Source organism: Phycisphaerae bacterium (genome assembly GCA_041652575.1).
Classification (GTDB): Bacteria; Planctomycetota; Phycisphaerae; order Sedimentisphaerales; family UBA12454; genus UBA12454.
Genome location: JBAZHC010000013.1, coordinates 12,805 through 36,503, shown reverse-complemented (window position 1 = coordinate 36,503; position 23,699 = coordinate 12,805). Strand labels below are relative to the sequence as shown.

The 23,699-nt window shown below is 44.3% G+C and carries 22 protein-coding genes and 1 tRNA gene; 19 read left to right on the top strand and 4 right to left on the bottom strand.

What is annotated here, in order from left to right; translation table 11 throughout:
- The 10 genes from WC496_09860 (at position 1) to phoU (ending at position 12,551) form a co-directional block, all read left to right on the top strand.
- A complete protein-coding gene (locus WC496_09860) occupies positions 1-1,806 on the top strand; it encodes an ATP-binding protein (GenBank protein ID MFA5293324.1) in 1,806 nt (601 codons plus the stop codon).
- 112 nt (positions 1,807-1,918) lie between these two features.
- Positions 1,919-2,962 (top strand): type II secretion system protein, encoded by a 1,044-nt coding sequence (locus tag WC496_09855; GenBank protein MFA5293323.1) that lies wholly within the window; start codon positions 1,919-1,921, stop codon positions 2,960-2,962.
- 46 nt (positions 2,963-3,008) lie between these two features.
- Positions 3,009-5,621 carry a dockerin type I domain-containing protein gene (locus tag WC496_09850; protein ID MFA5293322.1) on the top strand — a complete coding sequence of 871 codons (2,613 nt, stop codon included), beginning with the start codon at positions 3,009-3,011 and terminating at the stop codon, positions 5,619-5,621.
- Between the two features lie 207 nt (positions 5,622-5,828).
- Entirely contained in the window at positions 5,829-7,127 is a 1,299-nt protein-coding gene (locus WC496_09845; GenBank protein MFA5293321.1) for a putative porin, read from the top strand.
- 84 nt (positions 7,128-7,211) lie between these two features.
- A complete protein-coding gene (locus tag WC496_09840; protein ID MFA5293320.1) occupies positions 7,212-8,039 on the top strand; it encodes a phosphate ABC transporter substrate-binding protein in 828 nt (275 codons plus the stop codon).
- Positions 8,040-8,047: 8 nt separating this feature from the next.
- Complete coding sequence (pstC, locus tag WC496_09835) at positions 8,048-9,031, top strand: phosphate ABC transporter permease subunit PstC (GenBank protein ID MFA5293319.1); 984 nt, start codon at positions 8,048-8,050, stop codon at positions 9,029-9,031.
- Positions 9,028-10,653, top strand: coding sequence for a phosphate ABC transporter permease PstA (gene pstA, locus WC496_09830; GenBank protein MFA5293318.1), 1,626 nt, complete (start codon positions 9,028-9,030; stop codon positions 10,651-10,653). Before pstC ends, pstA begins: the two co-directional genes overlap by 4 nt.
- A 34-nt stretch (positions 10,654-10,687) precedes the next feature.
- The gene (pstB, locus tag WC496_09825) at positions 10,688-11,518 is read left to right on the top strand and encodes a phosphate ABC transporter ATP-binding protein PstB (protein ID MFA5293317.1); all 831 of its coding nucleotides are present in this window, start codon (positions 10,688-10,690) and stop codon (positions 11,516-11,518) included.
- Position 11,519: 1 nt separating this feature from the next.
- Entirely contained in the window at positions 11,520-11,870 is a 351-nt protein-coding gene (locus WC496_09820; GenBank protein MFA5293316.1) for a hypothetical protein, read from the top strand.
- A 15-nt stretch (positions 11,871-11,885) separates the two neighbouring features.
- A complete protein-coding gene (gene phoU, locus WC496_09815) occupies positions 11,886-12,551 on the top strand; it encodes a phosphate signaling complex protein PhoU (GenBank protein ID MFA5293315.1) in 666 nt (221 codons plus the stop codon).
- A gap of 112 nt (positions 12,552-12,663) precedes the next feature.
- Here phoU and WC496_09810 read toward each other — a convergent pair.
- Positions 12,664-12,737: transfer RNA gene (locus WC496_09810), tRNA-Asp, on the bottom strand.
- Between the two features lie 466 nt (positions 12,738-13,203).
- Here WC496_09810 and WC496_09805 point away from each other — a divergent pair.
- On the top strand, positions 13,204-13,488 hold the full coding sequence (locus WC496_09805; protein MFA5293314.1) for a flagellar biosynthesis anti-sigma factor FlgM: 285 nt from the start codon (positions 13,204-13,206) through the stop codon (positions 13,486-13,488).
- A 155-nt stretch (positions 13,489-13,643) separates the two neighbouring features.
- Here the strand turns inward: WC496_09805 and WC496_09800 are convergent, their stop codons facing one another.
- The 3 genes from WC496_09800 to WC496_09790 are packed head-to-tail and all read right to left on the bottom strand — an operon-like array spanning position 13,644 to position 15,733.
- Entirely contained in the window at positions 13,644-14,093 is a 450-nt protein-coding gene (locus tag WC496_09800; GenBank protein ID MFA5293313.1) for a SpoVG family protein, read from the bottom strand.
- Between the two features lie 18 nt (positions 14,094-14,111).
- Positions 14,112-15,020, bottom strand: coding sequence for a 4-(cytidine 5'-diphospho)-2-C-methyl-D-erythritol kinase (ispE, locus tag WC496_09795; protein ID MFA5293312.1), 909 nt, complete (start codon positions 15,018-15,020; stop codon positions 14,112-14,114).
- Positions 15,021-15,031: 11 nt separating this feature from the next.
- On the bottom strand, positions 15,032-15,733 hold the full coding sequence (locus tag WC496_09790; protein ID MFA5293311.1) for a hypothetical protein: 702 nt from the start codon (positions 15,731-15,733) through the stop codon (positions 15,032-15,034).
- Positions 15,734-15,827: 94 nt separating this feature from the next.
- Here WC496_09790 and pyrF point away from each other — a divergent pair, with 94 nt between their 5' ends.
- The 8 genes from pyrF (at position 15,828) to WC496_09750 (ending at position 23,698) form a co-directional block, all read left to right on the top strand.
- Positions 15,828-16,775, top strand: a complete 948-nt coding sequence (gene pyrF, locus WC496_09785) for an orotidine-5'-phosphate decarboxylase (protein MFA5293310.1) — start codon at positions 15,828-15,830, stop codon at positions 16,773-16,775.
- On the top strand, positions 16,775-18,106 hold the full coding sequence (gene murD, locus WC496_09780) for a UDP-N-acetylmuramoyl-L-alanine--D-glutamate ligase (GenBank protein ID MFA5293309.1): 1,332 nt from the start codon (positions 16,775-16,777) through the stop codon (positions 18,104-18,106). The genes pyrF and murD overlap by 1 nt, the downstream gene beginning before the upstream one ends.
- 356 nt (positions 18,107-18,462) lie before the next feature.
- On the top strand, positions 18,463-18,846 hold the full coding sequence (locus WC496_09775; protein MFA5293308.1) for a hypothetical protein: 384 nt from the start codon (positions 18,463-18,465) through the stop codon (positions 18,844-18,846).
- Between the two features lie 285 nt (positions 18,847-19,131).
- Complete coding sequence (locus tag WC496_09770; protein MFA5293307.1) at positions 19,132-19,458, top strand: hypothetical protein; 327 nt, start codon at positions 19,132-19,134, stop codon at positions 19,456-19,458.
- 19 nt (positions 19,459-19,477) lie between these two features.
- Positions 19,478-21,457 carry a V-type ATP synthase subunit I gene (locus tag WC496_09765; protein ID MFA5293306.1) on the top strand — a complete coding sequence of 660 codons (1,980 nt, stop codon included), beginning with the start codon at positions 19,478-19,480 and terminating at the stop codon, positions 21,455-21,457.
- Between the two features lie 30 nt (positions 21,458-21,487).
- The gene (locus WC496_09760; protein ID MFA5293305.1) at positions 21,488-22,018 is read left to right on the top strand and encodes a V-type ATP synthase subunit K; all 531 of its coding nucleotides are present in this window, start codon (positions 21,488-21,490) and stop codon (positions 22,016-22,018) included.
- Positions 22,019-22,048: 30 nt separating this feature from the next.
- Positions 22,049-22,645 (top strand): V-type ATP synthase subunit E, encoded by a 597-nt coding sequence (locus tag WC496_09755; GenBank protein MFA5293304.1) that lies wholly within the window; start codon positions 22,049-22,051, stop codon positions 22,643-22,645.
- A 12-nt stretch (positions 22,646-22,657) separates the two neighbouring features.
- A complete protein-coding gene (locus WC496_09750) occupies positions 22,658-23,698 on the top strand; it encodes a V-type ATPase subunit (protein MFA5293303.1) in 1,041 nt (346 codons plus the stop codon).
- Position 23,699 lies beyond the last annotated feature (1 nt).

Here is a 23,699-nt window from a genome sequence, read left to right as displayed (position 1 = left end):
ATGTTTAAAAAGCGGCTGTTATGGCAAATTTATCCATCTTTCTTACTAATTATTGCTATTTCAGTAATCAGTGTAGCGTGGTATGGGTCACAGTCATTACGTAAATTTCACCTTAATCAGGTTGCCGAGGTTCTCAAAATCAGGGCTCATTTGATTGAAAAACAAATATCGGCTAATCTGGTAACCCAAAATTTTAAAGAAATAGATGATTTTTGTAAACAAATAGCAATTACCAGTTCCACACGAATTACAGTAATCCTGCCAAATGGTGAAGTCATCGCGGATTCGGACGAAATCCCAAGCCGTATGAAAAATCATGCTGACAGGCCGGAATTTCAGGATGCACTGCGGCAAGGCTCTGGCGACTCAATTAGATTTAGTGAGACCATTGGCAAAAGAATGATGTATCTGGCAATCCCAATTAAGTCCGCCCAAAGCGAGACCTCGCCAAATGGTGGGCAGGATGACAAAGTCATAGCTGTTGTCCGGACATCTGTGCCCGTTACCGCAATTGATGAAGCGCTCAAAGACATTTATAAAAAACTTTTCTGGGCAGGCGTTATCATCGCAATTTGTGCGGCAGCGATAAGCCTGGCTATATCCAAGAAAATAAGCCGACCTGTGGAGCAGATGACCGAGGTCGCAAAACATTTCGCTTCAGGCAAGCTCGATATGAGGCTATCCATACCAAATACGGCTGAACTGGCTGATTTGGCGAAAGCCTTAAACGAAATGGCTCGCCAGCTTAATGACAGGATTGACACAATAACCCAGGAGCGAAGCCAGATACAAGCAATTCTTTCAAGTATGATTGAGGGCGTTCTGGCAATTGATTCGGCAGGACATATAGTCAGCATTAACAAAGCGGCCGCAGATTTGCTCGATATCGATACAGCCAAGTCAAATGGGATGAATATTGAAGAGGTTGTCCGTAATCCTCAGCTTCAGCAGTACATAAAGGATACTCTCGAAGATAAACAAACGGCTGAAGCCGATTGTTTCGTATTGAATGACAGCGGACGTTTCCTGCAATTGTATGGTTCCAGTCTGACTGATAATAAAGGCAATAATAACGGTGCGGTTCTGGTGCTGCACGATGTTACAAGAACCCGTCAACTGGAAGAAGTGAGACGCGACTTCGTTGCTAATGTTTCTCATGAGCTTAAAACGCCTATAACCTCAATCAAGGGCTTTGTAGAAACACTTCAGGAAGGGGCTATCAACAATACGGAAGAAGCGAAGAGGTTTCTTAATATTATCGCCAGACATGCCGACAGGTTAAATGCAATAGTGGATGATTTGCTAAGTCTTTCTCGATTAGAAGAAGACAGCGAAAAAAGAAGGCTTTCTTTTGAAAAAACAAATATTAGGCCAAGTCTCGTTTCAGCTATCGAACTTTCCAAAGTTAAAGCAGACCAAAAGCATATAGCGGTCGAGCTGCTTTGCGACAAGGAGATAACAGTAAAAATAAATGCTGCTCTTATAGAGCAGGCAGTAATAAATCTTGTGGACAATGCCGTTAAGTACAGTCCGGAAAACAGTACAATAATAGTAAAAGCTCAAAAAACGGCGAATGAAGTTACCATATCTGTCATAGACCAGGGTTGCGGAATAGAACAAAAACATCTTTCCCGCATATTCGAAAGATTTTACGTTGTCGACAAGGCCCGCAGCAGGAAACTGGGCGGAACAGGACTTGGGCTTGCCATTATCAAGCACATATCTGGCGTTCACGGCGGATTCGTTACCGTCGAAAGCTCCATCGGCCAGGGAAGTAATTTCATAATCCATCTGCCGACAGCCTAAAAAACTTTTCACTTTTTTTAAATTCTAACATTACTTTAATACGTTTCTAAACATATCTTTCTATCATCACCTCCAGAAATATACAGAGAATTTTTTTATGGAGGTTTGAAAAATGCATTTTAAGACGTTAAAAGGACAAAAAACCGGTAATAGCGGATTTACTCTCGTTGAGCTGCTTGTGGTTATTTCCATCATCGCCCTATTGCTGGCTGTATTAATGCCTGCATTAAGCAAAGCAAGAAAATTGTCTCAGGGAGTCATCTGTGCTGCCAATATGCGAGGCGTTGGTACGGGAATGCTTTGTTACATAACCGAATTCCAGTATTTTCCGGCCTCTTATCTGTATCCGTCAAACGCCGATGGCGGTTACAGCATAGAGAACCAGGACCCAAGTCATCCGTACGGTTATATCCACTGGTCGTGGTATTTGTTTTATTCCGGAAAATGCGATGCCAAAGTATTCACCTGTCCTTCTATGAAATCCGGCGGCGCACCGCGGACAAATCCCGGTACAAAAGGCGAAGACTGGGAAAGGGGACAGCAGGACCAAAACGGCCAGACAAGTGCAAATAATCTTACGGATAGACAGGCCCCGCGAATATCGATTACCGCAAACGCAGCGATTATTCCCCGCAACAAGTTTACTCCCGTAATGTCCGAAGGCCAGAGAGTAAATCGTTTCGTACGCAGCGATGAACTGAGAAATCCGGCTTCGCTCATCCTTGCGACGGAATTCAATAATAACTGGAAGGCTATCGGCGTTCAGCAGGGCAGCGGAATTTTGAGCAAAAGTCATCGTCCCATTCTGGCGTTCTCACATGTTGGCACAGGATACAAAGGTAACGCCGTTTATAAAGCGCCTTTAAATACACCATTTTATGTTTACGGCGACAATGGAGCGGCAAGGAACTTTGGTTTAAGGTCTCTCAAAGAAGTTGAGCAGGCTTCAGACCTTCTCGACGGCGGTGCAGGTCATCCCATTAACGCGATTGGAAGACATCACTCAGGTTCCGGCGTAACAAAAGAATTCGGAGGTTGTGCCAATTTTATTTATGTTGACGGTCACGTTGCCAGAAAAACCGTTCTTGAAACACTGGAGAAAAGAGAATGGGGCGACAAGTTCTACGGCATAACCGGCAGAAATGAAGTGAAGTAATAAGTAGTGGAAAAAGCAATTAATATTATTAATGGAGGTGTGTAAAATGAAGATGAGTTTGAAAAAAAATGGTTCAGTATTGTTTTTGGTGGCAGTGATAATGACAAGTTCACTTTATGCACAGCAGCATCAGGTGAACATCAGCGGCGCAACGCTTTTCGCTGATTTCTTCACTGCACCGGCTTCGACAAATGACTATATTGATGTCGATGGCGATGGCTTATACGGTTTTATGAAATACTCGCCTTATGTTGACCAATTAGCGGCAACATATACAACTTCAGGCTGGTCCTCGTATTGGTCGGTGGCTTATCGCGGAGTCGGTTCAGGAAATGGTTTGTCAGACCTTGTAAACTGGTATAACGCCGACCCTGAACTTTTCACCGATTTAACAGTCCCGGCAGATTATGGTTATATTAATCGCATTATGTGGGCACAACTGGGCGTTCTTCAGCCGGGCATCGCCGACTATTATCAGCCGGGCGGTTGCCCTGTTGACCCCTGCAATATCGACATTGCTGTAATGGACGTTCCTACAACATGGTTTGTTTATACCGGAGCAGATACAGATGCTCAATGGGATAAAACGCCGGCACAAGCAGGCTACGGCCGAAATCCTCTTAAATGCTGGGATACCACACAGAGCAATAAATTAAAAAGTCTCGGCAGTCTTAATACAAATACGACATCACCGGATGTCCAGACTGTATTTGATACTGAAATCGCCTGGGTTCCAATCGCGATTGTCGCAAATCAGGGTGTTGGACTTCCTTCAGGAAACATCAACGCAGAGCAAGTACAATATCTTAATGTTACCGGCCGTATGCCCAGCGGTGAAAATCTCGCGGTTGCTACACGTGATTCAGGTTCCGGCACACGTAACGGTGCAATGAACACATTGGGAGTTGACCCAAGCTGGGGACGCGGCGATAACGTCGGGAAAAAATTCGATGTGGAATCGGAAACAAAACTTGGAAAAGACCATAAATACACAAACTGCGGCGGCTCAGGCGTACTGGAAAAAGCTGTCGAAACAAGAAGGCTTGGCATCGGTTATACAGGCCTTTGCGGTTCGAGCAGAGCCCGCGGCGATGTTTACGGCGGCAAGTACGAGGTGTGCAGCGTTAAAAATCTCGGAGGTTTGGTTTATCTCCGTCCAACTCTTGATAACATTCTTGATAACGGCGACCCGAACAGCGGATGGCGAATCGGCGGCAATGAAACTTTTGCTACCGTAGGAAGCCCGGAATCTGGTGCAGCTTATCCTATGTCAAACCCGCATGCAGCGGCTTATATTAATAATATAACTGAAAGTATCGCTGACTTTGTTGATTCAAACGGGCTTAGTGCAAATTATAATATGCCCGGCGAGTATATGGCTTATAATTACTTCCTTGTGGCATCTATCGATGAAATGCCAAGTCCTCTCAACCCAACTTATTTCGGACCTAATGCAAAACTTAATCAGACTTTACAGGATTTCGTCAGAGGAAGTACTCATGAACTTACACTTACACCGATTCCCGCTTTTGGTGCTGTAAAGCCGTCAGGTTTGGCTCCGAGCAGAACGGTCCTTATCGGCGGTGCAACTTACAGCGACGGCAGGACATCCTCATACGTCGATAACGGCGGCAATACCGTTAATGCCGGCATCGAACTGTCAGAGCGAAACAAAGTCGCAGGCGATTTCAATTATATCAGTACCGAGAAACATAAACGTAATATGAATGATATCGCCAAACTTATCGAAGCAGTTAAGAATCCACGTGCATTCGAACAGAATGTAAACCACGGCGGATACTACGGCGGACAAACAGGCGATTATGTCGTTCCTGAAATCATCGGCGATTTCGACGGCAATGGGAACTTCGATACCAACGATGTAAGATATTTTGCCGATGGCCTTGCAATCGACCCTGCAACCGGAAACCTTGACCGCAGTGGAGGTTTCGCGCAAGTTGATTATGCCGATAAAGCCACCGGCGGCAGCGGAAATTACTTCGGTACCGTTCTGGCAACAGGCGGAGTTTATGAGCCGAATTCAGGCTGGTCAAAAGCGGATATTGCCGGTGCCGATGTTAATGCCGTTGATACTAATGATATGAAAGTTACCCCGGGAGCAAACCCGATAGCGGCTGACGGCATCATCAACGCAAAGGATATTGACTGGATATATAATGTGCTCAGAGGCGGAATAAAAGCTGCTGCTCTCGGTCAGACTCCGTCAATCAATCTTAACGTACGCGGCATCGTCCTTAACTGGAGCAATCTCAATGACGCATCATGGATGGATTTGAGCTGCGATATGAACGGCGATTTAACTGTTGACGGTCAGGACATAGATATAGTTGTGATGGACATTCTCGGAACTAACTACGGCGATGTCAACCTTGACGGCAAAATTGATGCCGATGACCGAGACATTATTATAACCAATATAGGAACAAATTACGGCAAAGGCTGGGCTGACGGCGATATTAACGGCGACGGCTTTGTTACTTCAGAAGACCTGAATATGTATAGAACGACTCTTCTGTCGGCATTTGCAAATCATTGGCTCCAGACCTGCTCATCACCGTCGTGGTGCGAAGGAATGGACTACAATCATAGCGGCAGAGTTGATTTTGTAGATTTCGCGACCCTGGCCCAAAACTGGTAAGCAGGCGATGGATAAATAAAGCATCCAGCAGGACGAGGAAGGTGCGCAGGTGCATTCTATAAGGGTGCACCTGCTGTTTTATTAACATAATTCTAATATTTATCACACATTTTTTTAACAATTTCTGCTTATTCTTTTTACAAAACTGCTCTTCAGAACAGGTCTGTCGAGCGAAACAATCGGATGCTTTTTAATAAGGAGATTGCAATGAAGAAAGGGCTTATGTCTATTGTGTTGCTGATTCTTTTCGTCGGCCCTGTCACCGTAAGGGCTGATGAAGTCACCCAGCTTAAGCAGCAGCTCGACGAACAGCAGAAAATGTTAATGCAAATGCAGCAAAAACTCGAGCAGCTTGAGGCCGGCCAGAAAACACAGGAAAAGAAAATAGACGAAAAAATCTCAACCGCTGTCCAGGATAAACAATTTTCTTTGCTGCCGGACAATCTTAAATGGGTTGAAAATGTAAAACTCAGCGGCGATTTAAGATATCGCCACGAAACGGTCAACTCACAAAGCAACGGCAGATGGAATGCCGGAGACAACAAAAACCGCATTCGCGCAAGACTTCAGTTGGACGCCAAAATAAATGACGACTGGAATGCGATATTCAGGATTGCCAGCGGTTCGGCCGACCCTACATCCACAAATCAGACCCTTGAAAACGCGTTTTCGAGTAAAGCGATATGGCTGGACCTGGCGTATTTCGACTGGCATCCCGCTTCAGTAAAAGGATTGAACGTGTACGGCGGAAAAATGAAGAACCCATTCTACAGAGTTGGCGGCAGTCAGCTTGTATGGGACGATGATTTGAATCCTGAAGGCATTGCCGCTTCTTATGAAAAGTCTCTTAGTGAAACCAACAAATTATATGTCAATGGCGGCGGTTTCTGGGTAGACCAGTCTTCATCGACCGGCAATATATCGCTATGGGGTGCGCAGGGATATTTGAAGCATACATTTGAAAACAAAAATTATCTTACCGCGGGTATGAGCTATTACAACTACGGTAATTTGAAAGGAAAACAGTCCTTATATAAGCAATGGAGCAGCAGTACCCCCGTAAAATCACTTGGCAACAGTATCAACTCCAGTACTTTTAATTATCAAAATGATTATGATATCGTCGAGGCTTTCAGTGAATACGGCTTCAAATTCAACGATATGCCCGTGGCCGTCTTTGGCGACTATGTGAAAAATATCGCGGCTACAAGTTCGGCAGATACCGGCTGGCTTATCGGCTTTAGTCTTAACAAGGCCAAAGACCCCGGTTCATGGGAATTTTCTTATGATTACCGAAGTCTCGATGCTGATGCGGTTCTCGGCCAGTTCAGCGATTCCGATTTTGCCGGCGGCGGGACCGATGCCAAGGGCCACAGATTTGGCATTAAGTATCAGATAGCAAAGAACTTACAGGCCGGCCTGACTTACTTTATGGACCAGCTCGGAGCCGGAGAAAAAGACAGCAAATACACAAGATTGCAGGCGGATTTGGTGCTTAAATTCTAATGTTAAGATTATTAATAAATATTTTACATAATCCTAACTAAACTCTAACAATTAACACGTATAGTACTTAAAAGGAGATTAAAAATGAAAAAACTGATTGTATGTGGATTGATGATGCTGGCTCTTGTTTCAACTGGCAAAGTAACCGCGGCAGATAAAGCCCTGCAAATCGAAGGTTCGACAACAGTCGGCCCGATTGCCGATGCCTTTACCGAGTCTTTTAACAAGACCTATCCGGACATCAAGATTACAGTAACCAAAAACGGAAGCGGAAACGGCGCAGCAGCCCTTATTGACAAACGATGCGATATCGCTATGATGAGCCGGTTTATGAAACTCGAGGAATTCACATCGGCCGTTGATAAAGGCGTTATGCCCGTTGCTCACACGATAGCAATGGACGGAATTTGTGTAATAGTTCATCCGTCCAATCCCGTCACAGAACTGAGCGTTCAGCAGATTCACGATATATATATCGGAAAGATTAAAAACTGGAAAGAACTTGGCGGCCCGAATATGCCTGTCGTAGTAGTCAGCAGAGATACGTCTTCCGGAACTTATGAAACTTTCGACCACTTCGTAATGAAAAAGGTTAAAATGGACGAAAGCGTCGAGTATGTCAGTTCCAATCCGCAGGTACACAGTCGCGTAAAAACTACCCTTGGCGCTATCGGATACGTTGGAATCGGGTTCCTCGATGCAGAAGTAAAAGGCCTGAAGGTAAATGGCATAATGCCGTCAAAAGAAACCGTTGCCAACGGTACATACCCGCTTTCAAGACCGCTGTTCTTGTTCACAAACGGTTACCCTGAACTCGGTTCACTGAGCTATACATTCTGTACTTTCTATCTTTCTGAAAAGGGACAGGAAATTATCGAAGCAAAGGGATTTGTTCCTGTAACACATTACTAAAGATATAAATGAATGAGGCAAAAATAAATCAGGTTGCATTACCGGCGGCTGATGTTCTCAAACATCAGCCGTTGGTTCTTAATTACAGCCAGGGACTTGGTCGCTGCCTGGGTCTTTATTTGGGACAGTCAATTCTGTTTCTGATAACCTGTACTTCTGTGCTGTCGGTTTTTTTGATTTTTTTCTTTATCATCAAGGAAGCTCTTCCTTTTTTACGTGAATTCAGTCCGGCAGAATTTTTTACGAATACAGGCTGGTATCCGCAGGCGGAAAAACCCCAGTTCGGCGCTTTGGCCTTAATAGTCGGTTCGATTTACGTTACTGTTACAGCGATGATTTTTGCGGTGCCGGCAGGAATCTTTGCGGCAGTTTTCCTCAGCGACGTCGTATCCTTTAAAGTACAATCCGTCGTAAAACCTGTTATAGAGCTTCTCGCGGCAATACCTTCGGTAGCTTACGGGTTCTTCGCGGTTATGGTTCTGGCTCCGTGGATGCAGCACAGGCTGGGCTTTACCACGGGTGTAAACGCGTTAAACGCCGCGATTATACTGTCGGTGATGTCGCTTCCGACAATTATAAGCGTCTCGCAGGATGCCATATCCGCCGTCGGCAGAGAACTGCGGGAAAGTTCCTACGCGCTTGGCGCAACTCGAATGGAAACAATTTTTAAAGTGATTATTCCCGCAGCTCACAGCGGTATCATCGCGGCAATTATACTCGGCATGATGAGAGCTGTCGGCGAGACGATGGTCGTATGGATGGCTTCAGGCAATGCCAGCCGGATTCCTCACCCATGGTGGGACTTGTCTCTGTCTATAAGAACAATGACGGCAACAATCGCCGGCGATATGGGAGAAACCGCAAAAGGCAGCGAACATTACAGGGCTCTTTTCGCTATCGGGCTGCTTTTGCTGGTCATCACTCTTTGCCTCAATCTCCTTAGCGAATATTTCCTTTCACGCACCGCTAAAAAAACCGGGGCACTCAAATGAAAATTACAACCCGCAGCCATTTTGATAAAATATTCACAGCCGTAACATGGCTGACAGTTCTTGTCATTATAACTCTGCTTATTATGATACTTGGGCCGATATTGTCAAAAGGAACAAGTGCGGTTATTTTCAGGGATACAGTGGAATTCCGCAAAATGCAGATTACTCTTTTCCGCCGCGGCAATGAAATGAAACTGTCGGCTGAAAAAAAACAAACCGCCGCCGTTCGGCAGAAAATATACGATACGATTGATGATTTCAAAAAAGGAATAGATACGCAGTCTTTGACCGAACAGGTCAGAACGATATACCGCCGCTGCGGTCAGGAACTCCGCAGGAAAGATTTGACGCCTCAGCAATACACTGACATTCGTTCTACGCTTAAGGACATCCGCGACCGGCTTGAAATCGCTTTCGCAAGCAAAGATAAAGCCGAGATCGCTGAATGTGTTACTTATGTGATGAAATTTTCAGGGGACGAAAATTTTAAAGGCACCTCCGCCGAGGATTTTTTTGTAATAGCCGCGGATTTTCAAAAAGCTGCGAAAAAAACAGATTTGACCAAACAGCATCTATATGCCGAATCTGTCGGCCAAATCGAAGACCTTTTGACTTTGCTTTTGGGGCCGCGTCCGGGCGCAGCTTTGCCCGCAACCGCGATGAATCAGTTCGGTGCGACCCGCTGGGATTTGGCCCAGTCCATACTGGATAAAATCCTGTGGAAAGAACAATGGGTCTCGCAGGGGGATGGACTACCGCTCGTAAAAACCAGAACACAACGTGCAGAAGAGTTTGCCGGCACTGAAATCGAACCGCTTTTCGGATATATTAAGGACAATCTTAAAACAATGATGAAACCCAAATTGCGGTTTTACTGGCAGTACTTAATCGACGACAGTACGCCCGGCCATTACTTCGGCGGAATCGGGCCTGAGATTATCGGCACATTACTGCTGACTCTTTTGAGTATGCTTTTTGTCATACCGCTTGGCATCATCTCGGCGGCGTATCTGACGGAGTTCGCCTCGGACAATTTCATAATAAAAATAATTCGGGTATGCATAAATTCTCTGGCAGGAGTTCCGAGTATTATTTTCGGATTGTTCGGTTTGGCATTTTTCGTATTGTTTCTTCTGCCGGCTTTTGGCGCCGCCTCCAAGCCGTGTATTTTTACAGCTTCTTTGACGTTAAGCATATTAGCGCTCCCGGTGATGATTCGCGCCAGTGAAGAAGCTATAAAAACCGTACCGTCAACATATAAAGAGGCTTCGCTTGCGTTGGGCGCAGGCAAATTTAGAACTTTCATATCTGTAACACTGCCTGCCGCGATGCCCGGTATTCTTACAGGCGTAATATTAAGCCTGAGCCGTGTGGCCGGTGAAACTGCTCCGATACTTTTTACAGGAGCCATAGCGCTTGGCCCCGTTCCTTCGTCGATTTTCCAGTCAACCAGAACTCTTTCCTACGGCAGTTACGATATGGCCGTCGGCGACCGTCTCGCTATGATGGTACCGCACAATCAATATGGAATGGTTGCGACTCTTATAATATTAGTTCTTTGCCTCAATGCCATCGCGATCGTTTTGCGGACAAGGCTGTTTAAAAAACTTCACGGACACTGAAAATATGCAAAACTCTATTTTAGAAGCGAAAAAAATGAACAACAAACAAACAATAAAAATTTCAGCGGCAGGAAAAAACTTGAATTCCGACTCTGTCTGCAACCGGGATTTACCTGCGGCTATCGTCGCTGACGATTTCAGTTTCTATTATGGCAATAAAACGGGAGTAAAAAATATATCGATGAATATCTTCCCCTGCTGCGTGACTGCCATAATCGGGCCCAGTGGATGCGGAAAAAGCACTTTCCTGCGAAGCATAAACCGGATGAACGACCTCATTCCCCATACCCGCACCGAAGGAAAATTAATGGTATATAACCAGGACATTTACGACAAAAAAATCAATCTCGTAAATCTTCGTCAGCACGTGGGGATGGTATTTCAAAAGCCGAATCCGTTTCCAAAAAGCATCTTTGACAATGTCGCTTATGGCCCCAGGCTTCAGGGCATAAAAAAATATTCCAGGCTGGAAGAAATTATAGAAAAGAGTTTGAAATCTGCCGCTCTTTGGGACGAAGTAAAGGATGAGCTTAAAAAATCAGCATTAGCCTTGTCCGGCGGTCAGCAGCAGCGGCTTTGTATCGCCCGCGCATTGGCGACTCAGCCGCAGGTTATTCTTATGGATGAACCCTGCTCGGCACTGGACCCGATAGCGACAAGCAAAATAGAGGACCTCATTGCTCAGTTGCAAAGTTCTTATACAATCATTATAGTTACTCATAATATGCAGCAGGCCGCACGTATCAGTTACAGAACCGCGTTTTTCTGCATGGGCGAAATGATAGAATATGACCTGACTTCGAAAATATTCAGTAATCCGTCCAATAAACAAACGGAAGATTATATTACAGGAAGGTTTGGTTGATATGCCGAAAGATACTGAAATAAAAATCTGGAAAATTCGCACCGTCAAGACCTATCCGGAAGCTCACAATCATATAATTGTAGGTCATGTACTTGAGATAACTTCTTCCTATGTCCGTATGGACTGCAGAACTTATCATTTTGGGAAAATGGTGAATTCTGAAAAAGACGTTTACGCCGGCATAAATATGGTACGTATAATTCCATGGACCAGAATAGAAATAATTAACGAACTTTCAGAATCCTTCGATTATGCCGATGCGCATCTTTCCGGCAATAAAGATGGAACCATAAATATCAAGGATAAGCAGTATGCGTATAGCCTTGTTTCACAAGTTGGGAAAAAATATTAATGATGGGAATCAGATATGCCTGAACATTTAAAAAGAGAAATAGAGAGTTTGAAAAAAACGATACTCAATCTTGGCGCCAAAATTGAATCTACCGTTCACAATGCTGCGCTGTCTATTGAAGAAAGAAACAGCGAATTGGCTCAGAAGATAATAGAGAACGATATTACCATAGACCAGCAGGAAGTCGAAATCGAGGAAGAATGCCTCAAAACGCTTGCCCTGTACCAGCCGGTTGCCATAGACTTGCGCTTTATAATTGCTGTTTTGAAAATAAACAGCGACCTGGAACGAATCGGCGATTTGGCGGTAAACATAGCCGAACGGGCAGTTTTTCTTGCTACACAACCGAAACCTGATATAGCTTTCGATTTCGGGAATATGGCAGGTGTCGCACAGGAGATGTTAAAGAAGAGTCTCGATGCTCTTGTAAATATGAGCCCCAGACTCGCACAGGAAGTTTGCAGCACTGATAATGTAATCGATGATATGAACCGTCAGATGTACTTAAAGGTGCAAAAAGCGATTCTTGCACATCCTGAGCAGATAGATTCTCTTATTCATTTGCTGTCTGTTTCCCGCCATTTGGAGCGTATCGCCGACCATACTACTAATATCGCTGAGGATGTTATTTATATGATTGAAGGTCAAATCGTACGGCACAGGACAGAGGAGTATAAATAAGTAAAAGAAACCTCGCCAGGAATTAACATGATTTTGACACCGCAGGGCATTTCTGGGTATCAAGCAAAGAGGCCAGTAAACACAACTGCTTACTGGCCAATCACTTAACAAACGAGGCCGAAGGGGCTCGAACCCTCAACCTTCGGATCGACAGTCCGATGCTCTAGCCAATTGAGCTACGGCCCCGAAACTTATATTATACAGAAAGCGTATAAAGTTAATATTTAAAACCATTTTGTCAAGCTCTTTAAGTCAATAAGCCTATTTTTTTATAAAATCCGCTTTATTTTAATTTGCTCAAAATCACCCTACCACAATATATTGTATGTCGCCTGCCGTCCTAAATCATAAAATCAGATAAACCCGCCTTTAAAATAAACAACCCTGGGAAACTGCGTTAACAGGGCTATAAACGCAGTTTTAACGCTTTAGGAAGGCGTTTAAACATCTATAAAAAAGTTCAAATCTTTTTTAAAGTTTTAGTTTTCATACAGACGATATCAGTATTAGAAGTGAAATAGTGAAAGCCGTAAGGGAATAGCGGGAGCACAACATATAGGGGCTCGGCAGGATAAAACCTGCTAACCTTGAGTTTTAGTCGGAAAAATGGATTTTTTCCGGTCTAAAAGGCATACAAGAAAGGTTTACTGCAATGGAACAGATTAAAATTCAGAAACTGAATAACCGGCTATCCTCGCTCAATATAAGAGTAGAAAAATTAAATTCTGCCGATGACCTGCATGCGGAAGAACTTCTCCAGGCAGGCGCCGGCACGCCTATAGGCCAATTGCTCGAAAAAATATCCAACCTGCCCGAAGTCAGACTTGAAAAGATTTCTACCGTTCGCAGGCAAATCTGTATGGGCAAATACGAAATCGATGAAAAACTCGATGCCGCAGTAGATAGAATACTCGAAGAACTTATTATTGAATCCTGAAGTAGTTTACTCTCCTCTCATTGCTTCAACGATGTAAAATCAAACAACTGCTATATAAAGGCGGAATAGAACCGCAACCTTTTGTCTCCTCTCGAAACACAAAGGTGTGTTAAACAACAGCCTACTTAATCTCTCTCTGCAGAAACCATTGGGGCTTATGAATGCCCGGCCACATCGTCAGGAACATCGTCATCCGGCTCGTCAAACTCAACGGGCTTATAGCCGGGGAGCTTGGACTTTTCGAGTTCCACCTCGAAAGCCTCGACTATTTTGGCCTGAATCGTCTCTCTGCACAAAGCATTGATTGGATGAGCTATATCGGCATGTAATTTCATTCTGCCTTTCATATCCTTCTTTGCTCTGTCCTCACCCAATGACGCCCCGCAGTTATTGCAGAATCTTGCCCTGAGATGATTTTTCCCGCCGCACTTAGGACAATGGTCGCTCATTTTCCTCGAAGGCATCGCAACAAAATAACCATTGGTGCCCATGATAACCTTGATGTCGCGAATGACAAAATCGTTATCGAGGGTCATTGAACAAAATGCCTTGAGTCTCTCGTCCTTGTTGGCAATCAACTTTACTCTGACTTCGGTAATCTCCATAACAATCGCCTCACAAAACTACCATTCGTTGTTGAAAACTATTATACAATTGCAGTCAAGCGAATCTGTAATTTCTCGCCGTAATATTTCCGCTTTATGGTATTGTTCGGCATCGAGAACCACGAACAAAGCTGAACCGCTACCACTGAGCGAGGTCGGCAGTTTTGTAATTTCTTGAATTTTTACCTTTAACAGAGCTAATTCATTATTCAATGAAAAACATGTTTTGGCAAGCATATTAGCGCACATTTTTGGTATTAAATCAATCTTGTTTTTTGAAATATAGCCTTTTATGACATCGTCAAGAGACCCAAAAAGCTGCAAGTCCACGTCAAAATTTTCATAAATCATTTTAGTAGAAACATTTATGTCAGACAAGACAAGAATTGCCGCAAAAGGGCGAGAGTTGCCCACTTTAACCACTTTCTCTCCCCTGCCACTGCAAACAGCTAAAGGCCCATTCAAAAAAAATGACACATCGCTTCCGAGTTGTCCTGAAAGGTTATAAAGCTGGTCATCATTAACTATTTGGCCGTGCAGTTTATTCAGAGCCAGAAGAACCGTCGCCGCATCGCTGCTGGCCCCGCCAAGACCTGAGCCGGCCGGAATATTTTTTGTAAGGGTTATTTTAACTGATGGTTTTTTGTCGATGCATTTGTAAAAAAGGCCGCACGCTTTATAGACAAGATTATCTTTTCCTGCCGGAGACCAGAGTCCATTACAAACAAGTTCGATTCCTTCCGCCTTGCCGATTTCAAAAAGCAACTGGTCGTAAAGCGTAATTTTCGCCATCAGGGTTTCTATATTATGAAAACCGTCAGGCCTTTTATCGGCGACCAGAAGAGAAAGATTAATTTTCGCAGGCGCTCTTGCGATTAAAGCTTCGCCTGTAATTTCAAACTGCGGTTTTAAACATTTTTCTTTCATATCCATCGTGCTTAATTATCCTGCTGAGGTAGAAAACTAATGACAACTTCTTTGTCCTGAAGTGTTATTTTCTCAACTCGAAGTTTCCGATGATTAAACGGAAATACCGGTTCTATCCTGTTGCTGCTGAACAATATCCCGACAAAATTTGCGGTATCAGAATCCTTAAAAAAGCCCGTAAGTTCGTAAAGGACTTTCCTTTTCACTGCTCTGACCGCAAACGGGATACGGCTTTTGCCTATCAGTATCTTTGATATCCCCGGCAAAAAATATCCTTCTTTGTTTATGTATGGTTTTAAGACAATTGTCACAATAAAATTAAATCCGTGATAAACAGTTTTGCCTGTCAGCAGGATTCTGTTCCGTTTAAAAGTAACACTGACGTCCGATAGATTCGATTTCCCCAGATTATTGGCGTCAATATGCCTTACGAGAATATCATTGATGCCCTTCTCGGAAAAAACAATATCAAACGGCTGGTCATATTGCGAGTTGTTGTGCATATCGGGAAGTATACGATTGGTAAGATATTGGCTTACCTGCCCATCGGATACAGACTTAACCGGCCGGTAATATTTGGGAACACTGAAAAGTCCAATAAGCCAGAACAGAATCAAAAAAAACAGGAACCATTCCGATAAAGTAATAATTGTTCTTACTTTTGGATTTTTCAGGCTTTGCTTTACTCTTTCATAATTGAAATAAATTTTCATTACCTTCTTGCCAAAGAAAATTTTATGTTTATAGTATTTCCTGCTAAATAAGATTAAAATAGATAGTAATAGTATATTAACTGAAAGGAACAGGATGGCAAGTCATTTCGGAGACCGGCTCTATAAGGCTGTCAAATCAAAGAAAACCCAGTTGATAGCAGGTCTCGACCCTGTTTACAGCAAATTACCCGCTGCTATACGTCAAACCAAAAGCCTAAGCGACGAAAAAGACGCTGCCGCATCGATTGACGCTATATTTGAGTTCAGCACGAAAGTTTTAAGAATTATCGCACCGCTTGTGCCGGCTGTGAAAATAAATATCGCTTATTTTGAAAAATATCTCTGGGAAGGCGTCGAATGTTATTATTCGCTCATCAGCGAGGCGCAGGAACTCGGTCTTGAAATTATCGGCGACGTCAAACGCGGCGATATCGGACATACCGCGGAAAATTATGCACAAGCTCATCTTCAGAATCCGGAACTCAAAGGACTGGAAGATGTATTTGCACCCGACGCTGTCACCATAAACGGCTTTGCAGGCTCTGACGGCATTTTGCCATTCGCAGATATGGCAAACAGCCAGGGAAAAGGTGTTTTCGTCTGGGTTCGCGCGAGTAATCCATCGGCGGCAGTCATTCAGGATTTTGCCGATGCGGCAGGAGTAAAAATGTATGAGAAACTCGCCGAAGTAGTTGCCCAAATCGCAAATCAAAAGCAGAGATTCGGCAACAGCGGTTTCAGTAACGTTGGTATGGTCATTGGCGGTACAAGCGGCGAGCAGACAACGGCTCTTCGCGAAAAGTATAAAAATATATGGTTTCTGGTTCCAGGCTTCGGCTCACAAGGTGCGACAGCCGCTGATTGCGTACGATTCTGCAAACCGGACGGCACCGGTGCCATTATCAGCGCATCGAGGTCTATAATTTACGCTTATGAAAATGAAAAATATATTCAGCAGTTCGGCGATAACTGGGAAAAATGTATAGAACAGGCTGTAATTGATGCCAAGATTGAGCTTGCGCAGGCATTACAGCAAAAATAATGAGTATCGACTTTATCAAAGATAAATCTGTTGTTGTAATGGGGCTGGGTGTATTCGGAGGCGGGGTCGATACCGCGAAATTCGCCGCCAGGTTCGCCAAAAAAGTTATCGTAACCGACAAGGGCGATGAAAAAAAACTTGCGGATTCGATAAAAGAACTCGCAAGTTTTAAGAATATCGAGTTTCACATCGGCGGCCATCAGATATCCGATTTTACCGATTCGGATGTTATTATCGTTAATCCCGCGGTTGACGAAGCAAACCCTTATATCGACGCCGCGAAAAGCAGAAACAAACTTATAACATCGCAGATGGAAATATTCTTCCAGTTGTGCCCCGCGAAAATTGTCGCAATCACCGGCTCAAACGGAAAAAGTACAACTACCGCCCTGACCGCGCATCTTTTGAAAAACATAAAAACAGGAAACGTCTGGCTTAGCGGCAATATCGGCAATCGGCCGCTGCTCGAAACGCTTGAGCAGATTAAGAAAAATGATGTTGTGGTACTTGAGATATCGAGTTTTCAGCTCGAACAGCTTGCCCGCATAAAAAAATCGCCTTATATAGGCTGCATTACAAATATCGCTCCGAATCATCTCGACAGACACAAAACAATGGAAAATTACTGCAGCGCCAAGGAAAACATTTTGCGTTTTCAAAATCCCGGCGATGTGGCTGTATTAAACGCTTACGATGAAAAATGCTGTCAATGGTACGAAAAATATAAAAAAACAGATAGAATTTGTGTTTTATTCGACAGAGAAGAACTCGACAGCAAACTGACCGAAGTTTTTAAGCTGCCCGGCAAGGCAAATGCTGAAAATCTTTCCGCAGCGATAACCATAGCCTATCATTTCGGCCTCAGCAATGAGGATTTAGTCGAATCAGTAGGAAGTTTTGTTTCCCTGCCCCACAGGCTCGAACTTGTGGGAACCGTCAACGGCGTGAGATATTATAATGATTCGATTGCAACAACGCCGGAAAGTACAGTCGTCGGAGTGGAGGCATTCAGCGAGCCGAAAATTTTAATCGCAGGCGGATACGATAAAGGACTGCCTTTTGATGAAATGGCAAAAAAAATCAGCAATAAACTGAAAGCATTAATATTGATTGGCGTAACGGCCGATAAAATCGAACAATCTGTAAAAAAAACCGGAGCGGTGCCTACGATTTATCGGGCAGGTTCGCTCACCGAAGCGGTGAATAAAGCAAAAGAAATTTCAACGAACGGCGATGTGGTTTTATTAAGTCCAGCCTGCGCAAGTTACGATATGTTCGTTAATTTTGTACAGAGGGGAAATATGTTTGCCGAGATGGTAAGCAAACTTTAAAAACAGGCGCAAAAATAAGGAGTGTCGGACCATCCGGCACCCCTGCTGGAGTTTGTTCTTTAAAGTTTTTTTGCGTCTGCGCCAAACCCAGCGTTCTTATACTAAGTATAATAAAAAACATACCCTCGGGTCAAGTAAAATCGATATAAATTCATCTTTCCGCAGCATAAATTTCAAAGATTATCGGACATCGGCATTCTTTGCGGTTTATTCAGCGTTTTTTTCTTCCAACAAAATATGGGTTTTGAAAAGTTTTTCGACTCTTAAAAAAAATATCGTCATTTTTATAACTGCTCTCGTTAACCCGTGCTTGTCTTTTGACGAACTTTAACTATTAAATTAAATGGAGTTGCAATATGAGTGAACACACAATGGAACGCCGCAGAGAAAAACGTCTTAACTATCACTGGCCCGTCTGGTTTGCCGAAGATTTTACAGATATTCTGTCACAGGGACAGATGGTTAACATCAGCAGTGACGGAGCGGCCTTTACTTGTTTCTCAGACAGCTCTCCATATCAGGGTCAATATATAACAGCCCGATTCAGCGTACCTCGCCATGACCTGGATGATTCTTTCAATCTTGAAAATCATATAAGAAGCGGCTTTGTATGCAGGGTCGAAAACATAAGTTCTTTTATGAAAAAAATAGTAATTCAATTCGCCCAGCCCCTGCCTTTCAAGCCGGGTGAACAGAGAGAAAAACAACTCGCCTCGGAATATCAGGCCGTAGAGGTATAAAATATCACGGCTATTCTGGTACCATTTTTTTAAAAAAAACCTTACCTTATCGCACAAACCGCCGAAACTAACCGCCCCAGACACACATAAAACTCCTAATAATCGGCAAAACAGGCCCTGACAGCTACATTTGTGTATTTTTTAACGAAAGACCGTTTTTTGTTAATAAATGCCGATAATCTTACAAAAAAACTGGGGTAATTTTCTGGAAATTTATACAACAATACCTATACTTGCTTCTTCTGCTCGCGTTCAAAATAATACAAATCTATATATGGTATAAAAATGGAACTAATAAAACAGATTAAAGAAGCTGAAAACAAGGCGAAAAAGCTGATAGAAGACGCTCAAAAATACACTGCCGAAACCGAAGAGCAGGTTAAAAAAGACCGTAACGACCGGCTCGCAGAGGCTCAGCGGCAGAGAAAAGAAGCGATTGCGAAATCAAAAGAGCAGGGTCAGGCCCAAGGGCAAAAACAGGCCAAAGAAATGACGGAAAAAGCAGCTCAGCAGCAACAGCAGTTAAAAGCCGCTGCGGCGAAGCGTAAAGAATCGGCGGCAGATAAAGTCATTGATTTTTTGCGTAATCGCCTGACTGAAAAAACACAATAAGAGTTTCACCGGACAAACAATGTCAATAGCTCTAATGCAAAAAATTCTTATCGCCAGTTATCATACTGAAGCGGCAGATGTTCTGGAAGCCCTTCAGAATTCGGGCATGGTGCAAATACACGATGCCCAGCGGGCCAACGTCAGTAAAGACTGGCCTGAACTGCATACCGAAGTCGAAAAACCGAAACAGGTTGAAGAATTAAGTACAAAGATTGATTCAACGGTCCAGTTTTTAAATCAATACGCCCCAAAACCTACATTTACACAAATGCTCGCACCGCGTGCGGTTATCAGCGAAAAAGAATATGCCTCGGCGGTTAATACCGACAAGGCTATGCAGATGCTCGAAGTATGCAGTAAACTTTCAAATCAGCTTCATAAACTCCGCGACCAGCAGGAACATTCACAGGGGCAATTAAGTATGCTTTTGCCGTGGGAAAAACTTGGCATTGACCTGGCTGATTTGGAGAAACTTGAAAAAAGCTCTGCGATTTTAGGGCTTATTCCTGAAAAAAATTTCGTGCTCATACCGGAAAAGATAAAAGACTTTAAGGCGGCGATTGAAAAAATCGGCACAAAAGACAGGCTTATCGCCTGTATTGTCGTCGCTCTTAAGGAACATTCCGCCGAAGTCTATAAAGCTCTTAGAAGCATCGAATTCGAAGCGGTAAATTTATCGCAATTCAAAGGTACTCCGGCCGAACTGATTACAAACACACGAAAGCAGATTGACGATACACGCCTGCAGATTGTTTCTCTCGAAAAACAGGCTCGGCAGTTAAGCGAAAATCGCCTGCAGCTCCAAATCCTTGCGGACCATTACAGAAATCTTCTCGGCCGCGAGCAGACAAGACTTGCCGTGCCGGAAAGCGAAAAAACAGTCATACTCGAAGGCTGGATAAAAAAACACGACCTGAAAAAACTACGGAGCATCCTCGAAAAATTCGAAGGCACCAGCTTTAATCTCATCAATCCTGCACAGGACGAGGAAGTTCCCGTTCAAATAGAGAACAGCCTTGCAGCCAAACCGTTCGAGGTAATCACCAAACTGTACGGAATGCCGATGTATGTCGAGGTTGACCCGACGTGGTTTTTGGCACCGTTTTTTGCAATCTTTTTCGCTCTGTGCCTTGCCGATGTCGGCTGCGGCCTGATACTTATCGCTGCATCCGTTTATCTGATAAAGAAACTTCAGGGCGACAAGAGATTTTTATATCTGCTGCTTGTCTGCGGAATATTGTCAATCGGAACCGGAGCAATGACCGGCGGCTGGTTCGGCTCAGGTCTGCGGGACCTTGGCGTTGCATATAATATCAAATGGATTGTCACTCTTATCGACAGGACAATGTGGTTCGATCCGCTGAGCGACCCGATGAAGTTTTTCGCAATAGCGGTAGCGCTCGGTTATTTCCAGATAATGCTTGGCCTTCTTGTCGGATTTTTTGACCTTGCCAGAAGGAAAGAATATATCGCGGCGGTTTGCGACAAGCTCGTATGGTTTTTACTGGTTAATTCGCTCGCCCTGTTCGGAGCGGCAAAAATGGGATTTGCGCCTGCGATACTGGGTTCAATCGCGATAAAATTCGCGATACTCCCGGCGGCTGTCATACTTTTATTCAGTCAGAGAGAAGGCGGCTGGGGCGGCAGAATAGGAATGGGAACTTACCAGCTCTTCAGCACAGTTTTTTATCTTGGCGATATATTGAGCTATCTGCGTCTTATGGCACTGGGCATCTCTTCTGCCGGCGTTGCGATGGCCATTAATGTCATCGGCAAAACTCTCAGTGAAATACCTTATGTCGGGATGGTTCTGGCGATAATCCTGCTGGTACTCGGCCATATCTTCGCGACGGCATCGTCGGCGCTTGGCGCGTTTGTTCATACTATGCGTCTTCAGTTTGTCGAATATTTTCCGAAGTTCCTCGTCGGCGGAGGCAAAGAGTTCGCACCGCTGTCGAAACAGTATAAATATGTGTACATAAAGAAAGAAAAAATTTAAAAGCAACTATATTTTTAGAGAGGTCTGGCTATGGAAATGATGGGAATTGGTAATATGTTGGCGGTTTTGGGAGCGGCGGCGGCGGTATTTCTTTCCGGCTCCGGCTCTTCTATCGGTGTCGGCAATGCCGGCCGCGCATCTGCAGGCGTCCTTACGGAAAAACCTGAAAGATACGGCCTTAATTTTATGCTCGTCGTGCTGCCCGGCACGCAGGGCATTTACGGTCTTGTCGGCGCGATGCTTGTTATGAACTTTATGGGTTTCTTCTCAGCCGATTTCAAAGTTACATTAAGTACATGGCAGGGTCTTACCGTACTTGCCGGCTGTCTTCCTGTCGGCATAGCAGGACTGATCAGCGCGATTCATCAGGGTAATGTTTGTGCCGCAGGCATCGTTATGGCCGCCAAACGTCCTGAAATGGCTTTTAAGGCCGGTGCCGTTTACGCAGCTATGGTTGAGCTTTACGCGTTGTTCGGACTTTTGACAACGATTTTCATTCTGAAATTCGGAGTTGACTGGGAAGCGGTAAAGGTTGTTACTGCCGCCGTGACAGGTCAATAAAACAATCAGTATATTTTTTGGTGAAATATTATGAGTGCCAATGAAGTTACAGGCAAGATTCTGTCCGAAGCCCAGGGGCAGGCGGAAAATATAAAAAAGCAGGCTGACGAAAAAGCCTCGCAGGAAACACAGAAACTCCGGGCAGAGCTTGACAGCTTCGACAGCCAGACCGCAAAGCTCGCAAACCAGGCCGCTCAGGAGACCAGCTCGCAGATACTTGCGCAGACCAGGATGGAAATAGCCAGGAAATCTCTCCAGGCAAGAAACGATATGCTCGAGCAGACTTTCGCCGCGGCAGCGGAAAAAATCAAAACCATGGGCACACAGGACTATCAGCAGCTTATGGAAAAACTGATACTTATGTCGGTAAATACCGGCGATGAGGAAATTGTCATCGACAAAAATGAAAAAAGAATCGATGCCGCTTTTGTCGAACGGTTAAACGCGAAACTTTCCCCAAAAATAAAGGGAAATCTGAAACTGGCCGAGGCAAAAGCTGATATCGGAGCAGGTTTCATCCTGCAAAAAGGCAGGGTAAGAGTAAATGGAAGCCTGAAAGTTCTTCTTGAAACGGCAAAAGAAAACCTTCAAAGCGAATTGGCCGCTGAATTATTTGGCCAGGGATAAACTGATAATAAAATGAATCCGGTTCAACAACAAAACGTTCTGCATTTTAGCCTGTATCCGCCGGTCGGTGAAGAAGACTGGCGTTATATCTTCGCGACGGCACAGGTAAAAACGCTGTCGGAGAAATTGTTCGACTCGGCCTTTTTTGCAGAAATGGCAAATAGTAACAGCTTTAAGGACACTGTCGAACTTCTGAACGGAACCGATTATGCCATGACAGAATCCGTTTCAAATGAAGAGCTTGAAAAACTGCTGTGCGACAGACGAAGGGAAACAAAAAAACTAATTTGCCAATTGCTCATTGATGAGAAAATAATAGAATTTCTGCAGGCAAGGTCTGACTTCGCGAATATGAGACTGGCGATACGCAGGCTCGTCCTCGAAAAACCGCTCGGCAATCCGGCCGATTACTGCGACCAGGGAAATATACCTGTCGACCAGTTCGAACTGGTTTTTGAGCAGGAAGATTATACCGCCCTGCCGAAGTATTTGCAGGAAGCGGTGGAAGCGGGAGTTCTCGGCTACTACAAAAACAAAAACGTCCGTGATATCGATATCGCAATGGATAAAGTCGAAGCGGAATTTCAGATTAAAAACGCGGCAGAGGCAGGCAGCGTTTTTCTTGTCGAGCTTATGAGAATGTATGCAGACATCACTAACATCCGCACGATGATGAGGCTGAAATTTACCGAGATGCAGGACAGGGACGTTTTTATGCCCGGCGGATATATCGACCCCGCCAGGCTCAGCCAGATGATTGATATCGGCTATGACGGCCTTGCTCAGGCCTTTGCCGCGACGCCTTATTATCAAATACTCGAAGCAGGCGCAGGTTATATGCAAAGCAATAATTCATTTTTAAAACTCGAAGCGGCTGCGGAGTGGCATCTTACCGGCTATCTCAAAAGTGCCGACCAGATAACCGCCGGCCATCAGCCGATAGTGGCTTATCTTATGAGAAAAGAGCACGAGATAAGAATGGTAAGAATGGTTCTTGCCTGTAAAAAAGCGCAGATGGACCCAAAAGTAATTCATGACAGGATTGTTGTTTAAC

Bases quoted from the DNA above. Each gene is read 5' to 3' on its own strand.
- WC496_09805 (MFA5293314.1), top strand. From the start codon at position 13,204: ATGGAACAGATTAAAATTCAGAAACTGAATAACCGGCTATCCTCGCTC.
- WC496_09770 (MFA5293307.1), top strand. From the start codon at position 19,132: ATGGAACTAATAAAACAGATTAAAGAAGCTGAAAACAAGGCGAAAAAG.
- murD (MFA5293309.1), top strand. From the start codon at position 16,775: ATGAGTATCGACTTTATCAAAGATAAATCTGTTGTTGTAATGGGGCTG.
- pstA (MFA5293318.1), top strand. From the start codon at position 9,028: ATGAAAATTACAACCCGCAGCCATTTTGATAAAATATTCACAGCCGTA.
- WC496_09765 (MFA5293306.1), top strand. From the start codon at position 19,478: ATGTCAATAGCTCTAATGCAAAAAATTCTTATCGCCAGTTATCATACT.
- WC496_09775 (MFA5293308.1), top strand. From the start codon at position 18,463: ATGAGTGAACACACAATGGAACGCCGCAGAGAAAAACGTCTTAACTAT.
- WC496_09850 (MFA5293322.1), top strand. From the start codon at position 3,009: ATGAAGATGAGTTTGAAAAAAAATGGTTCAGTATTGTTTTTGGTGGCA.
- WC496_09760 (MFA5293305.1), top strand. From the start codon at position 21,488: ATGGAAATGATGGGAATTGGTAATATGTTGGCGGTTTTGGGAGCGGCG.
- WC496_09790 (MFA5293311.1), bottom strand. From the start codon at position 15,733: ATGAAAATTTATTTCAATTATGAAAGAGTAAAGCAAAGCCTGAAAAAT.
- ispE (MFA5293312.1), bottom strand. From the start codon at position 15,020: ATGAAAGAAAAATGTTTAAAACCGCAGTTTGAAATTACAGGCGAAGCT.
- WC496_09855 (MFA5293323.1), top strand. From the start codon at position 1,919: ATGCATTTTAAGACGTTAAAAGGACAAAAAACCGGTAATAGCGGATTT.
- pstB (MFA5293317.1), top strand. From the start codon at position 10,688: ATGAACAACAAACAAACAATAAAAATTTCAGCGGCAGGAAAAAACTTG.
- WC496_09800 (MFA5293313.1), bottom strand. From the start codon at position 14,093: ATGGAGATTACCGAAGTCAGAGTAAAGTTGATTGCCAACAAGGACGAG.
- WC496_09820 (MFA5293316.1), top strand. From the start codon at position 11,520: ATGCCGAAAGATACTGAAATAAAAATCTGGAAAATTCGCACCGTCAAG.
- WC496_09840 (MFA5293320.1), top strand. From the start codon at position 7,212: ATGAAAAAACTGATTGTATGTGGATTGATGATGCTGGCTCTTGTTTCA.
- WC496_09750 (MFA5293303.1), top strand. From the start codon at position 22,658: ATGAATCCGGTTCAACAACAAAACGTTCTGCATTTTAGCCTGTATCCG.
- pyrF (MFA5293310.1), top strand. From the start codon at position 15,828: ATGGCAAGTCATTTCGGAGACCGGCTCTATAAGGCTGTCAAATCAAAG.
- WC496_09860 (MFA5293324.1), top strand. From the start codon at position 1: ATGTTTAAAAAGCGGCTGTTATGGCAAATTTATCCATCTTTCTTACTA.
- phoU (MFA5293315.1), top strand. From the start codon at position 11,886: ATGCCTGAACATTTAAAAAGAGAAATAGAGAGTTTGAAAAAAACGATA.
- WC496_09845 (MFA5293321.1), top strand. From the start codon at position 5,829: ATGAAGAAAGGGCTTATGTCTATTGTGTTGCTGATTCTTTTCGTCGGC.
- WC496_09755 (MFA5293304.1), top strand. From the start codon at position 22,049: ATGAGTGCCAATGAAGTTACAGGCAAGATTCTGTCCGAAGCCCAGGGG.
- pstC (MFA5293319.1), top strand. From the start codon at position 8,048: ATGAATGAGGCAAAAATAAATCAGGTTGCATTACCGGCGGCTGATGTT.